The organism is Pseudomonas sp. B13(2017), assembly GCF_002113245.1.
In the GTDB taxonomy this organism is placed as follows: Bacteria; Pseudomonadota; Gammaproteobacteria; order Pseudomonadales; family Pseudomonadaceae; genus Aquipseudomonas; species Aquipseudomonas putida_Z.
The window spans coordinates 53,504-66,251 of sequence record NZ_NEJX01000008.1 but is presented as its reverse complement, the minus strand read 5'-3'; the positions used below and the strand labels follow the sequence as shown (position 1 = coordinate 66,251).

14 protein-coding genes are annotated in these 12,748 nt (G+C 63.3%); 4 read left to right on the top strand and 10 right to left on the bottom strand.

Annotation, left to right across the window (positions count from 1 at the left end):
* The first annotated feature begins 304 nt into the window (after positions 1 to 304).
* Positions 305 to 925: a response regulator transcription factor gene (locus CAG44_RS12840; protein WP_023660944.1), complete on the top strand. Its 621-nt coding sequence runs from the start codon at positions 305 to 307 to the stop codon at positions 923 to 925.
* Positions 926 to 968: 43 nt separating this feature from the next.
* Here CAG44_RS12840 and CAG44_RS28930 read toward each other — a convergent pair whose 3' ends face one another.
* The 7 genes from CAG44_RS28930 to metG form a co-directional block, all read right to left on the bottom strand.
* Positions 969 to 1,145, bottom strand: a complete 177-nt coding sequence (locus tag CAG44_RS28930; protein WP_003258006.1) for a PA3496 family putative envelope integrity protein — start codon at positions 1,143 to 1,145, stop codon at positions 969 to 971.
* A gap of 104 nt (positions 1,146 to 1,249) precedes the next feature.
* Positions 1,250 to 1,888, bottom strand: a complete 639-nt coding sequence (gene nth / locus CAG44_RS12835) for an endonuclease III (RefSeq protein WP_025340388.1) — start codon at positions 1,886 to 1,888, stop codon at positions 1,250 to 1,252.
* A gap of 4 nt (positions 1,889 to 1,892) precedes the next feature.
* Entirely contained in the window at positions 1,893 to 2,417 is a 525-nt protein-coding gene (locus CAG44_RS12830; protein ID WP_025340387.1) for an NADH:quinone oxidoreductase, read from the bottom strand.
* Positions 2,410 to 3,009 (bottom strand): RnfABCDGE type electron transport complex subunit G, encoded by a 600-nt coding sequence (locus CAG44_RS12825; protein WP_085590221.1) that lies wholly within the window; start codon positions 3,007 to 3,009, stop codon positions 2,410 to 2,412. Before CAG44_RS12825 ends, CAG44_RS12830 begins: the two co-directional genes overlap by 8 nt.
* Complete coding sequence (locus CAG44_RS12820) at positions 3,006 to 3,980, bottom strand: RnfABCDGE type electron transport complex subunit D (RefSeq protein WP_085590219.1); 975 nt, start codon at positions 3,978 to 3,980, stop codon at positions 3,006 to 3,008. Before CAG44_RS12820 ends, CAG44_RS12825 begins: the two co-directional genes overlap by 4 nt.
* Positions 3,977 to 4,525, bottom strand: a complete 549-nt coding sequence (locus CAG44_RS12815; RefSeq protein ID WP_085692269.1) for an Rnf-Nqr domain containing protein — start codon at positions 4,523 to 4,525, stop codon at positions 3,977 to 3,979. The genes CAG44_RS12820 and CAG44_RS12815 overlap by 4 nt, the downstream gene beginning before the upstream one ends.
* A gap of 165 nt (positions 4,526 to 4,690) precedes the next feature.
* Complete coding sequence (metG, locus tag CAG44_RS12810) at positions 4,691 to 6,730, bottom strand: methionine--tRNA ligase (protein WP_085590215.1); 2,040 nt, start codon at positions 6,728 to 6,730, stop codon at positions 4,691 to 4,693.
* Between the two features lie 158 nt (positions 6,731 to 6,888).
* Between metG and apbC the strand changes: the two genes are divergently transcribed.
* Positions 6,889 to 7,983, top strand: a complete 1,095-nt coding sequence (gene apbC, locus CAG44_RS12805; RefSeq protein WP_016713757.1) for an iron-sulfur cluster carrier protein ApbC — start codon at positions 6,889 to 6,891, stop codon at positions 7,981 to 7,983.
* Positions 7,984 to 8,168: 185 nt separating this feature from the next.
* Here apbC and CAG44_RS12800 read toward each other — a convergent pair whose 3' ends face one another.
* Positions 8,169 to 8,378: a cold-shock protein gene (locus CAG44_RS12800; protein WP_003254922.1), complete on the bottom strand. Its 210-nt coding sequence runs from the start codon at positions 8,376 to 8,378 to the stop codon at positions 8,169 to 8,171.
* 328 nt (positions 8,379 to 8,706) lie between these two features.
* Here CAG44_RS12800 and dcd point away from each other — a divergent pair, with 328 nt between their 5' ends.
* A complete protein-coding gene (dcd, locus tag CAG44_RS12795; protein WP_003258001.1) occupies positions 8,707 to 9,273 on the top strand; it encodes a dCTP deaminase in 567 nt (188 codons plus the stop codon).
* Between the two features lie 93 nt (positions 9,274 to 9,366).
* The gene (locus tag CAG44_RS12790) at positions 9,367 to 9,594 is read left to right on the top strand and encodes a hypothetical protein (protein WP_046614742.1); all 228 of its coding nucleotides are present in this window, start codon (positions 9,367 to 9,369) and stop codon (positions 9,592 to 9,594) included.
* 10 nt (positions 9,595 to 9,604) lie between these two features.
* Here CAG44_RS12790 and pdeM read toward each other — a convergent pair whose 3' ends face one another.
* Positions 9,605 to 10,258 (bottom strand): ligase-associated DNA damage response endonuclease PdeM, encoded by a 654-nt coding sequence (pdeM, locus tag CAG44_RS12785; protein ID WP_085590213.1) that lies wholly within the window; start codon positions 10,256 to 10,258, stop codon positions 9,605 to 9,607.
* The gene (locus tag CAG44_RS12780; RefSeq protein WP_085692268.1) at positions 10,255 to 12,708 is read right to left on the bottom strand and encodes a ligase-associated DNA damage response DEXH box helicase; all 2,454 of its coding nucleotides are present in this window, start codon (positions 12,706 to 12,708) and stop codon (positions 10,255 to 10,257) included. The genes pdeM and CAG44_RS12780 overlap by 4 nt, the downstream gene beginning before the upstream one ends.
* Between the last annotated feature and the right edge of the window lie 40 nt (positions 12,709 to 12,748).

The window sequence follows — 12,748 nt, the reverse complement described above, 5'->3', positions numbered from 1 at the left end:
GATTGTTTCCCGGGTGAGAATAATCGCTCGAAATCCTGATGACGGTGTTTGTTCAGCGCATTTGAGCTGAATATTTCCTGAGGTGTCGGCCGGCTTTCAACTGGTGCACTTTTATCGGCCGGTGATACCGTTCATTCGGTAACAGAGAATTTGATTGTTACAAGTGCATCAGTTGAGTGTAGGAAATTTCTGTAAGTGTTGTAGGTTCTATCTGTTCATATATTTCGCCGGTAAATCACCGCGCCAGTAAGCGTTCTGTAGGTTATCTTGGCGGGCCAAAGCAAAAGCAATGAATGGATATCGCATGAATAAAGTGCTTATCGTGGATGATCATCCGGTCATACGCCTGGCCGTACGCATGCTGATGGAGCGGCATGGGTATGACGTCGTGGCGGAAACCGACAACGGGGTGGCTGCGCTGCAACTCACACGGCAACACCTGCCGGATATCGTGGTGCTCGATATCGGTATCCCCAAGCTGGATGGCCTGGAGGTGATCGGTCGCATGACAACTTTCAGCCCGGGCAGCAAGGTGCTGGTGCTGACATCGCAGGCCCCCGGCAACTTCTCGATGCGCTGCATGCAGGCGGGGGCGGCGGGGTATGTGTGCAAGCAGCAGGAACTCACCGAGCTGCTGAGCGCCATCAAGGCCGTACTGTCGGGCTACAGCTACTTCCCCAACCAGGCCTTGCATGTGTCACGTGGCAGGGGCGGAAGCGAGACGGATATGGTCAACCGCCTCTCGGCGCGCGAGATGACCGTGTTGCAACAGCTGGCGCGAGGGCGTTCCAACAAAGAGATTGCCGACAGCATGTTCCTCAGCAACAAGACGGTCAGTACCTACAAGTCGCGCCTGTTGCTCAAGCTCAATGCGCGCTCGCTGGTCGACCTGATCGAGCTGGCGCAGCGGCAAGGGTTGAACTGACCGCCAAGGCCGTAAAGCCTCCAGCCAGGAGGCTTTGCCAGGGTTACAGATCGTAGTCGAAGTCGGCCAGCTGCTTCTGCAGGCGCCTTTCTTCCAGCATATTATCGATGGTGCGGCGCTTGCTCAGGTTGGTCTTTGCGGTTTCCACCTGGGGTTCCGCTTCGTCATCCGCGGCAACAAAATCATCTTCGATCGACAGGTCGTCTTTATCGCTACTCATGAGTCGCTCCAAGCCAAGGGGCCATTGGCCGTCCTTATAACCAGAAAGCAGACGCTGGTAAAAAAGATTTTTTCAATCGCTGCAGGTGGTTTCCAGCTATCGACTCAATCGTCGGAGGTCTTGTGCTTGTACTCGCACAAGTCTTCGATCCGGCAACTGCCGCAGCGCGGCTTGCGTGCCTGGCACACATAGCGCCCGTGCAGGATCAGCCAGTGGTGGGCGTCGAGCAGGTAGTCCTTCGGCACGAACTTGATCAGCTTTTTCTCCACTTCCAGCACCGTCTTGCCTGGCGCAATGCCCGTGCGGTTGCTGACCCGGAAGATATGGGTATCCACCGCCATGGTTGGCTGGCGGAACGCCGTGTTGAGCACTACGTTGGCGGTCTTGCGGCCCACGCCGGGCAGCGCCTCCAGGGCTTCGCGGGTTTGCGGTACCTGGCTGCCATGGCGTTCGATCAGCAGTCGGCAGGCTTCGATGACGTTCTTGGCCTTGCTGTTGTACAAGCCAATGGTCTTGATGTACTCGCTCAGGCCTTCGACGCCCAGCGCATAGATGGCCTCGGGGGTGTTGGCGACCGGGAACAGGCGTGCGGTGGCCTTGTTGACGCCGACATCGGTGGACTGCGCAGACAGTGTCACGGCGACCAGCAGTTCGAACGGGGTGGTGTAGGCCAGCTCGGTTTTCGGGTCTGGGTTGTCTTCGTGCAGCCTGCGAAAGATCTCCAGGCGTTTGGCGGCATTCATGAAATCAGAGCTTTCCTTGACGACGTGGTTGGGCGGGGCCCGGACGCAGGCGATTGTACAAGGCCAACAGCAGTCCGAGCAGTAGCAAGGCGCCCGGGGCCAGGCTGGCCAGGTGCAGGCCGGTACCGTCGGCCAACCATTGGCGGCTGGCGCCGAGCAGCAGGCATGTGGCAAGCAGTGCGCAAAGGTGGCCAGCGAGCAGGCGCCAGCGCCCTTGATCGGGCAGCAGGTGGTCAGTGGCCAGGCATTGCAGGCACAGCAGTGCGGGATAGTGGCCGAGGGCAAGTGCCACTGGCAGCAGCCAGGCACGCAGTGCCAGTTGCAGGCAACTGGCCAGGGCCGCCAACAGCAGCAGGCTGGCCAGCACATAGGTCCAGGTGGCAAGCCGCTGGCGCAGGGGCGCCAGCAACAGTTGGTGAAGGCTGCTCATCAGCACCGCACACACGCCGATGGTGGCGCCTTCGCTCAGTGTTCGGGTGGCGCCCAGCAGGGGCACGAGGCTTGCGCCGAGCAGGCAGAACCTATTCATGCATGCCCTCCAGCAATACGCTGCGCTGCTCATCGAAGTAGCTCAGCGCTTCCTGCAGCGCGCCGATCACCGCCCGTGAGGTCACGGTTGCGCCTGCCAACTGGTCAAAGTCGCCCTGGTCGCGCTTCAGCGCCCAGCGATCGCCCAACTGGCGGTTGGCAAATTGCCCAAGCCAGTTCAGTTGCGGATCACCCAGGCGTGCACCCAGCCCGGGGCTTTCCTGTTGCTCGACTACCTGGCTGCCGATCAGCCGGCCGTCCGCGGTGATGGCCACGCTCAGCACGATCGGCCCGGCATAGCCCTGGGCCTGGGTGACCAGGATGATGGCGGCCGGCTTGCCCGCCAGCGTCGCCCGGTAAGCTGCCAGGATACGGCTGTTTGGCCGCTGTGCGGCGGGCCTGGGCAGCGGGCTGTCCAAGGGCTGGTTGTCGTAACTGCCTTCTGACAGCACTGCCAGCCGCTGACGGCTATTCAGTTGCTTCTCGGCGTCGGCGATGGCCGCGCTGGTCCAGTGTCGCCAGGCCAGGGTGGCCGACAGTGCCAGTACCCCGGTCAGTAGCAGCAGGCCCACATCACGTACCAGGCGTTTCATCGTGCAACCTGCTGGCGCTGCAAAGCCAGGCGTTCGAGGCTCGGCGCCATGAGGTTCATCAGCAGGATGGCGAACGCCGTACCGTCCGGGTAGCTGCCCCAGGTGCGGATCAGGTAGATCAGCAGGCCCGCCCCCAGGCCAAACCCCAGCTTCGCCCACTCCTGCCGGGGGCCGGATACCGGTTCGGTGGCAATGAAGAACGCCGCCATCATGGTCGAGCCGGAGAACAGGTGCAGCAGGGGGGAGCCGTTGGAGTCCGAACCCGATCCATTCCAGCCCAGCAGGCTGAACAGGAACAACCCTGCCAGCAGGCCAACCGGCGCATGCCAGCTGATCACCTTGCGTTGCAGCAAAAACAGGCCGCCCAGCAGGAACGCCAGGTTGACCCATTCGCTGCCCTGCCCACCGATGCTGCCGAAGCCCGGGTGGCTGGCGAACAGTTCATCGATGGTCAGGCTGCGGTTGTGGCGCAGGCCGTCGAGCAGTGTCGGCCGGGCCCAGGCATCGATCTGCTCGCCGCCGGCGAACACCAGCTGCAGGCTGTCGAGCAGGCCTGGTGCCGGCCCTGGCCAATGGTTCATCTGCAACGGGAAGCTCAGCAGCACGAAGGCGTAGCCGACCATGGCCGGGTTGAACAGGTTGCGCCCGACCCCGCCAAAGGCCTGTTTGCCGATGCCGATGGCAACACTGGCTGCGACCACAGGCAACCACCAGGGCGCCAGGGTGGGCAGGGCGGCGGCCAGCAGCACGGCGGTCACCAGCGCGCTGCCGTCGTTCAGCACCGTGCGCAGCGGTTGTGCTCGCAAGGTAAGCAACAGCGCCTCGCACAGCAGCGCGGCGCTGGAGCACAGCAACAGGTTCAGTAGCAAACTCCAGCCGTGCAGCCAGAACAGCGCCAACAGGCCAGGTACGCAGGCCAGCAACACCAAGCCCATGCTGGTGCGTAGCCGCGGGTCGGGCTTGGCGGTCATTGGGCGAAAAGCCCGTTGAAGCCGGAAAACGCCATGGCCATTACCCCGGCCCCAAGCAGTTCGATGGGCAGGCCGCGCATTGCCCCCGGGACGTCGGCATGAGCGCTGCGCTGGCGCAGGTCGGCGAACAGCACCAACGCCAGCCAGAAGCCGCCGCCGGCCAGCAGGCCTTGCAGCAAGGTAGCGAGCCATGTGCTGTCGTCGCTTGCCTGTTGCAGGGTCAACCCCAGTACTACCGCGTTGCTCAACAGCAGTGCGGGCAGTTGCGTCACCGGCCAGCTCGGGCGCCACCTTGTCAGCAGCCATGGCACGCCCCAGGCGAGCACGGCCAGCCAGGGCAACAACAGGAACAGGGCAAGGTCCTGGGCCTGCAGCGGGGCAAGCACCCCGCGCACCAGTAGTTGTGCGCCGATCACGCCCAAGGCAATGCACAGTGCGCAGGCGAGGCCGTGCACGTGGAGGTGCAGCCTGGGTAATGGCTGTTGTTGCAGGCACAGGTGATTGACCAGCGCAGCGCTGATCAGGACCAGGATGTAGTCGCTCATGAGATGACGATAGCCGGGAATCGGGGCGATTGTCCGGGTTTGGCATCAAGGTGCCGGAGTCATTGTGGGAACGGGCGTGCCCGCGAACACCGGCAACGCCGGTGCGATGCACCGCGTAGTCAGTTTCGCGGGCACGCCCGCTCCCACAAGGTCCAGCAGGTTTTGTTACTTGATGCGCTGGCCCGGCTTGGCACCGCTGTCCGGGCTCAGCAGGTAGATCTCTTCACCGCCAGGCCCGGCCGCCATGACCATGCCTTCGGATACGCCAAAGCGCATCTTGCGTGGCTTGAGGTTGGCCACCATCATGGTCAGGCGGCCTTCCAGCTGGGACGGGTCGGGGTAGGCCGACTTGATGCCGGAGAACACGTTGCGGCGCTCGTCACCGATGTCCAGGGTCAGTTGCAGCAGCTTGTCGGCACCCGGCACGGCCTCGGCCTTGACGATCAGTGCCACGCGCAGGTCGACGGCTGCGAAGGTGTCGAACTCGATTTCCGCCGACAGCGGGTCCTTGGCCAGTTCGCCGTTGCCGGCCGGGGCCTTGGCTTCGGCGGCCAGCAGGTCTTCCTTGCTGGCGGCGACCATGGCTTCGACCTTGGCCGGTTCGATACGGCTCATCAGCGCCTTGAACGGGTTCAGCTGGTGGTTTTCCAGGCGCGACTGGTGGTCGTTCCAGGTCAGCGGTGCCACGTTGAGGAAGGCCTCGGCGTCGGCAGCCAGCACCGGCAGCACCGGCTTGAGGAAAATCACCAGTTGGCGGAACAGGTTGATGCCTTGGGCGCAGATGGCCTGCACTTCATCCTGCTTGCCTTCCTGTTTGGCCAGCGACCATGGGGCCTTGTCGGCGATCCAGGCGTTGGCGCGGTCGGCCAGCGCCATGATTTCGCGCATGGCACGGCCGAAGTCGCGGCCTTCATAGGCGTCGGCGATCGACGGGGCGGCCGCCAGGAAGGCTTCGGTCAGCTCCGGTGCGGCATCGCCAGCCACCATCACGCCTTCGTTGCCCTTGTGGATGAAACCGGCGCAGCGGCTGGCGATGTTGACCACCTTGCCGACCAGGTCGGAGTTGACCTTCTGCACGAAGTCTTCCAGGTTCAAGTCCAGGTCATCGACGCCACGGCCCAGCTTGGCCGCGTAGTAGTAACGCAGGTATTCCGGCTGCAGGTGGTCGAGGTAGGTGCGGGCCTTGATGAAGGTGCCGCGCGACTTGGACATCTTGGCGCCGTTCACGGTCAGGTAGCCGTGCACGTTGACCGCGCTCGGCTTGCGGAAGCCGGCGCCTTCGAGCATGGCTGGCCAGAACAGGGCGTGGAAGTTGACGATGTCCTTGCCGATGAAGTGGTACAGCTCGGCCTTGGAGCCCTCGTTCCAGAACGCGTCGAAGTCCAGCTCCGGGCGGCGTGCGCAGAGGTTCTTGAAGCTGGCCATGTAGCCGATCGGTGCATCTAGCCACACGTAGAAGTACTTGCCTGGCTCGCCCGGAATCTCGAAGCCGAAGTACGGCGCGTCGCGGGAGATGTCCCATTCCTGCAGGCCCGAGTCCAGCCATTCGGCCAGCTTGTTGGCTACCGCGTCCTGCAGCGTGCCGCTACGGGTCCACTGCTGCAGCATGGCCTGGAAGTCCGGCAGCTTGAAGAAGAAGTGCTGGGAATCACGCAGTACCGGGGTGGCGCCGGAGATCGCCGACTTGGGGTTTTTCAGCTCGGTGGGCGCGTAGGTGGCGCCGCATTTCTCGCAGTTGTCGCCGTACTGGTCTTCGGCCGCGCACTTGGGGCAGGTGCCCTTGATGAAGCGGTCGGCGAGGAACATGCCCTTTTCCGGGTCGAAGTACTGGGTCACCGAACGGGTGGCGATGTGCCCGGCGTCACGCAGGCGCGCGTAGATCAGGCTCGACAGCTCGCGGTTTTCTTCGCTGTGGGTGGAGTGGAAATTGTCGAAATCCACCAGGAAGTCGGCGAAGTCGCTGCTGTGTTCGGCCTGGACGTTGGCGATCAGCTGTTCCGGGGTGATGCCTTCCTTCTCGGCGCGCAGCATGATGGCCGAACCGTGGGCGTCGTCGGCGCAGACGTAGATGCACTGGTTGCCGCGCAGCTTCTGGAAGCGGACCCACATGTCTGTCTGGATGTACTCGAGCATATGGCCAAGGTGGATCGATCCGTTGGCATAGGGCAAGGCGCTGGTGACGAGAATCTGACGTGGCTCGGACATGGTGGCTCGGCTACTTATCTGGCGACGGGGTAAAAATGAGGTTGATCGGCCACTATAAAGGGCTGGCGAAGATATTTCACCCCGCATGCGCATCTGCTGACGATTGACGGGTTAGGATAGGCGTCTGTTTTACATTCAGTTTGCCATTGGGAGTCTCCATGAGTGCCGTCACCCGTGCCGCCGTCGAGGGCGTGCTTCGCCAGTACACCGACCCCTACCTGAACCAGGACCCGGTCAGCGCCGGCTGCGTGCGCGCCATCGATATCCAGGGCGGGCAGGTCAGCGTGCAGTTGCAGCTGGGTTATGCCGCAGGGCTGTTCAAGAACGGCTGGGCCCAGGTGTTGCAGACCGCCATCGGCAACCTCGAGGGCGTCAGCAGTGCCCAGGTGTCGATCGACTGCGTGGTGGCCGCGCACAAGGCCCAGGCCCAGGTGCCGGCAATGGCCAACGTCAAGAACATCATCGCCGTGGCCTCGGGCAAGGGCGGTGTTGGCAAGTCGACCACCGCGGCCAACCTGGCCCTGGCGCTGGCCCGCGAGGGTGCGCGGGTGGGTATTCTCGATGCCGATATCTATGGCCCCAGCCAGGGCGTGATGTTCGGCATCGCCGAAGGCACCCGCCCGCAGATTCGCGAGCAGAAGTGGTTCGTGCCGATCAAGGCCCATGGCGTGGAAGTCATGTCCATGGCGTTTCTGACTGACGACAACACGCCGATGGTATGGCGTGGCCCGATGGTTTCCGGCGCGCTGCTGCAGTTGGTGACCCAGACCGCCTGGGACGACCTGGATTACCTGGTGATCGACATGCCGCCGGGCACCGGTGACATCCAGCTGACCCTGGCGCAGAAGGTACCGGTGGCCGGTTCGGTGATCGTCACCACCCCACAGGACCTGGCCTTGCTGGATGCCAAGAAAGGCGTGGAGATGTTCCGCAAGGTCAACATCCCGGTGCTGGGCGTGGTGGAGAACATGGCCGTGCACATCTGCTCGAACTGCGGCCATGCCGAGCACCTGTTCGGCGAAGGCGGTGGCGAGAAGCTGGCGAGCCAGTATGGCGTCGACCTGCTGGCGTCGTTGCCGCTGTCGATGCTGATCCGCGAGCAGGCCGATAGTGGCAAGCCGACGGCGATCGCCGAGCCGGAAAGCCAGATTGCCATGGTCTATCAGGAACTGGCCCGGCAGGTGGGCGCGCGGATCGTGCTGCAGGAAGCTGCTGCGCCGGCGATGCCTAGCATTACCATCAGCGAAGATTGACTGGCAGACCGAGTCGCCTGCTTCGCGGGTAAACCCGCTCCCACAGGTACAGCGCAGCCTTCAAGTACCGCGCTGTCCCTGTGGGAGCGGGTTTACCCGCGAAGAGGCCGACTCGGTCTTTCGGCCAGGCATAAAAAAACCCGCCGGAAGGCGGGTTTTTTGAAAGCTAGGAAGCTTCGATCGACTTAGGCGATCTGAACTTCTTCAGCCTGCATGCCTTTCTGGCCGCGGGTAGCGACGAAAGTAACAGCCTGGCCTTCTTTCAGGGTTTTGAAGCCGTCAGCTTGGATGGCTTTGAAGTGCACGAACAGGTCGTCGCCCGACTGAGGGGTGATGAAGCCGTAGCCTTTCTCATCGTTGAACCACTTAACAACACCGGATTGACGGTTGGACATTTTTCTGTCTCCTTGGACAATTTGATAACGGTCAGGAAAAACCCTGGCCGGGACTGAGCGCAAAGAGAGCAGAAAATTCAGCGATGGGCCGATCAGGATCGTGCATCAAACTAGAGATTCTCGGTGTCACGTGCAGCACAGTGGCGCCACCTTACCCCACTTTCCGCAACCTGCCAATGGTCAGAAGACGCTTTACGCAAATTCGGATCGACGGCGGCTGCAGCCCCCGCCCGGCGCGGGATGAGGCATGGAACTTTAACCTGGGCGCCGGGACCGGTAAGATGCGCGTCTCGAATTTTCACCTCGCAACTCTTCAGGACACCCCGCCATGAGCATCAAATCGGACAAGTGGATTCGCCGCATGGCGCAGGAACACGGCATGATCGAACCGTTCGTCGAGCGCCAGGTGCGCGGCGAACAGGACAGCCGGGTGATCTCCTTCGGCGTCTCCAGCTACGGCTACGACGTGCGCTGCGCCGACGAATTCAAGGTGTTCACCAACATCAATTCGGCCACCGTCGACCCGAAGAACTTCGATGCCGGCAGTTTCGTCGACATCAAGAGCGACGTATGCATCATCCCGCCGAACTCCTTCGCCCTGGCGCGCACCGTCGAGTATTTCCGCATTCCGCGTGATGTGCTGACCATCTGCCTGGGCAAGAGCACCTACGCCCGTTGCGGCATCATCGTCAACGTCACCCCGCTCGAGCCCGAGTGGGAAGGCCATGTGACACTGGAGTTCTCCAACACCACCACGCTGCCGGCGAAGATCTACGCCAACGAAGGTGTGGCCCAGATGCTGTTCCTGCAGTCCGACGAAGAATGCGAAGTGTCGTACAAGGACCGTGGCGGCAAGTACCAGGGCCAGCGCGGCGTCACCCTGCCGCGTACCTGAGCCGACGAGCGCGGGGAATTCCCCGCGCCTTTGGCACTCCAACTGGATAACGCCGGTGCGCATGATGCGCAGCGGCCTTGTCAGGAGCAGCCAATGAAACTCCACCCCGCAATCAGTGCCAAGCTGGCAGTTCTGCAGCCCAATCACGTCGGGTTGCTGCCATGGTCACTGCTGGCACACCCGCTGCCCATGCAGGCGGGCGGCGTGCCCCACCAGCCTGACCCGGATACCCCGCAACCGCCGGAGCCCGGTGAAACACCACCCATGGAACCGGGCGAGCCAACCTTGCCTGATGAGCCTCCTCCGGCGCCTGTAGCCTGAGTGAACTCGGCTAGAGCGCCCAGACACGGTCTGCCCCTGCCAGGTACACCCGGCTGGCGCTCGTGGGCGCGATTTCCCAACCCCCGGTGAATTCACCGAACGCCGGCAACAGGCTGACTTGGCCATCGATCAGGAAGCAGGGCAGTCGCAGGCGTTGCCGAGCCTTGCCACGCAGTACAAATACCGGATGTACATGGCCTGCCAGTACCGGGTGGCTGGGGTGCGGTTCGGGGTCGTGCTGGAGCGCGAAGGGTTCAAGCAGCCAGGGTTCGTTCATGACTTCTATTTCGAGCGTCACGGGTGGATCACCGGCGTTGCGATCATGATTGCCGCGTATCAGCACGATTTTCAGGGCCTTGTGCCGTTCCCTCCATGTCTGCAGCCTGGTGAGCGTTGCCGGCGCCCGCGCTGTTCGGGCATGCAGGAAATCGCCAAGAACGATCAGTTGCTCGCAATCATGCGCGGCCAGCAATGCATCCAGGCGCTCGAGTGTCGCTTCGGTGGTGCCGCGTGGTACCGGTTGGTGCAGGGCGCGATAGCTTGCTGCCTTGCCGATGTGCACGTCGGCCACCAGCAGGGCACGACGGGCTGGCCAGTAGATGGCCTTGTCCGAAAGCAGCCAGAGCACCTGGCCATGGTGTTCGATGGATAGGAAGTTGGTCATTCCGTAGCGTCCGCCGCACTGTTCAGTTCCGCGACCATCCTGGCAATCCGGTCCGCCAGTTTCTCGGTGCTCAACGTTTCGCGCATGCCTTCCACCAGCAAGGCAAATGCCAACGGCCCGGGCCGCTCAAGCTGGCGCAGCTCCAGCCGTAACTGCCCCATTTTCAGCAATTGACGGTGCAGCCGCTCGATCTCCAGTTCCTCATTCAGCACTTCGTCCCGTGCCTGAGCCAGCAGCAAGTTGCCGGCGTCGTGCTTGCGAAATACCTCATATAACAAACCGCTGGAGGCCTGGATCTGCCTCAGGCTTTTCTGCGCCGCCGGATACCCGCCAAACACCAGCCCGGCAATCTGCGCGATCTCGCGAAAACGGCGCAATGCCATTTCTCCAGCATTGAGGCTGGCCAGCACATCCTCCAGCAGGTGTTCGGTAACCAGCGCCTGTGGCAGATGCGTTGCCCAGTCCACGTTGCCCGGGCTGAGCAGTTCGAACCCGTAGTCATTGACGGCAATCGAAACCGAAAGCGGCTGCACGCGGCTTACTCGCCAGGCAATCAGGTTGGCCAGGCCAAGGTTGGCCATGCGTCCGGCGAACGGGTACAGGAACAGGTGCCAACCTTGGCGCGACTTGAAGGTCTCGGCCAGCAGCGTGCCGGGGGTGGGCAGCGCCGACCATAGCGCCTGCAAGGTCAGCAGAGGGCGCACTGCACGCATCTCCGGGCCTTGGAAGCGCCCCTGGGATGCTGCGCCAAGCTGCTCGACCAGTGCGTCGGCCAGTTCGCTGGAAAGCGGCATGCGGCCACCATTCCAGCGAGCGACCGCTGCCTTGCGCGCGGTGCTGCGGCGCACGTAGGCGGTCATGTTTTCCACGCGCACCAGTTCCAGCACTCGCCCGGCGAACACCAAGGTATCGCCAGGGCGCAAACGGGCAATGAACGCCTCTTCGACGCTGCCCAGCGCCTTGCCTCCGCCGCCCTTGCTCCAGTACTTGAGCTGCAGGCTGGCGTCGCTGACGATAGTACCGATACTCATGCGGTGGCGACGTGCCAGGCGTTCGCTGGCAACCCGGTAAGCACCGTCGGCCTGGCGCTCGACGCGCTGGTAGTCCGGGTAGGCGCTGAGTGAACTGCCGCCATGGCAGACGAAGTCCAGCGCCCATTGCCACTGGCTGTCGCGCAACTCGCGAAAGGCCCAGGTGCTGCGCACTTCGGCCAGTAACTGCTCCGGGTGAAAGCCAGTGCCCAGGGCCATGCTGACCAGGTGTTGCACCAGCACGTCCATGCACAAGCGCGGCGAATGACGGGCCTCTATGTGCCCGGCTGCCAAGGCCTGCCTGGCGGCGGCTGCTTCCACCAGTTCCAGGCTGTGGGTGGGCACCAGAGTAACCCGGGAGCGCCGCCCCGGCGCGTGGCCGGAGCGCCCGGCCCGTTGCACGAGGCGGGCAATGCCCTTGGCGGAACCGATCTGCAGTACTCGCTCCACGGGCAGGAAGTCCACCCCCAGGTCCAGGCTGGAGGTGCAGACCACTGCCTTCAGGCTGCCTTGCTTGAGGCTGCGCTCGACCCAGTCACGGGTATCGCGGGCCAGCGAGGCATGGTGCAAGGCAATCAGGCCGGCCCAGTCGGGGCGTGCTTCGAGCAGGGCCTGGTACCAGAGTTCGGCCTGCGCCCGCGTGTTGGTGAATACCAGGCAACTGGTGCTGGCATCGATCTCCCGGCTGACCTGGTCGAGCATCTTTAAACCCATGTGCCCGGCCCAGGGGAAGCGCTCGATAGCCGTTGGCAGCAGGGTATCGACCTGCAGCGGCTTGTCTTGTCGGCCTTGTACCAGCAAGCCGCCTTGTGGCAGCAATACGTCCAGCGCATGTTGAAGATTGCCGAGGGTGGCGGACAGGCCCCATGTCGGCAGGCTCGGGTGCCAGTGGCGCAGGTGGGCCAGCGCCAGTTGCAGTTGTACCCCGCGCTTGTTGCCCAGCAGTTCGTGCCATTCGTCCACCACTACCAGGCGCAGCGTGGCGAAGTCTTCGCGGGCTTGTGCCCGGGTCAACAGCAGCGTAAGGCTTTCAGGGGTAGTGACCAGTACGCTGGGCAGGCGCCGTGCTTGCCGGGCACGTTCGGCGCTGCCGGTGTCGCCGCTGCGAACGCCCACGCTCCAGGGCAGGCCCAGGTCGTCCAGCGGCAACTGCAGCGCGCGAGCGGTGTCGGCGGCCAAGGCACGCATGGGAGTAACCCACACCACCTGCAACGGTGCAGCCAGACGCCCCTGGGCTTCGGCCTTGAAGGCCCGCAGCGCGGCGAGCCATACCGCGTAGGTCTTGCCGGCACCGGTACTGGCATGCAGCAAGCCGGATTCGCCCCGGTCCACGGCTGCCCATACACGGCGCTGGAAAGCGAAAGGCTTCCAGCCACGCTTGGCGAACCAGGCCTTGGCGAGGTCGGTGGCGGCGGGCATGGGGCATAGGGTCCTTCGGTGGCTGTGTTTCTACAGACAA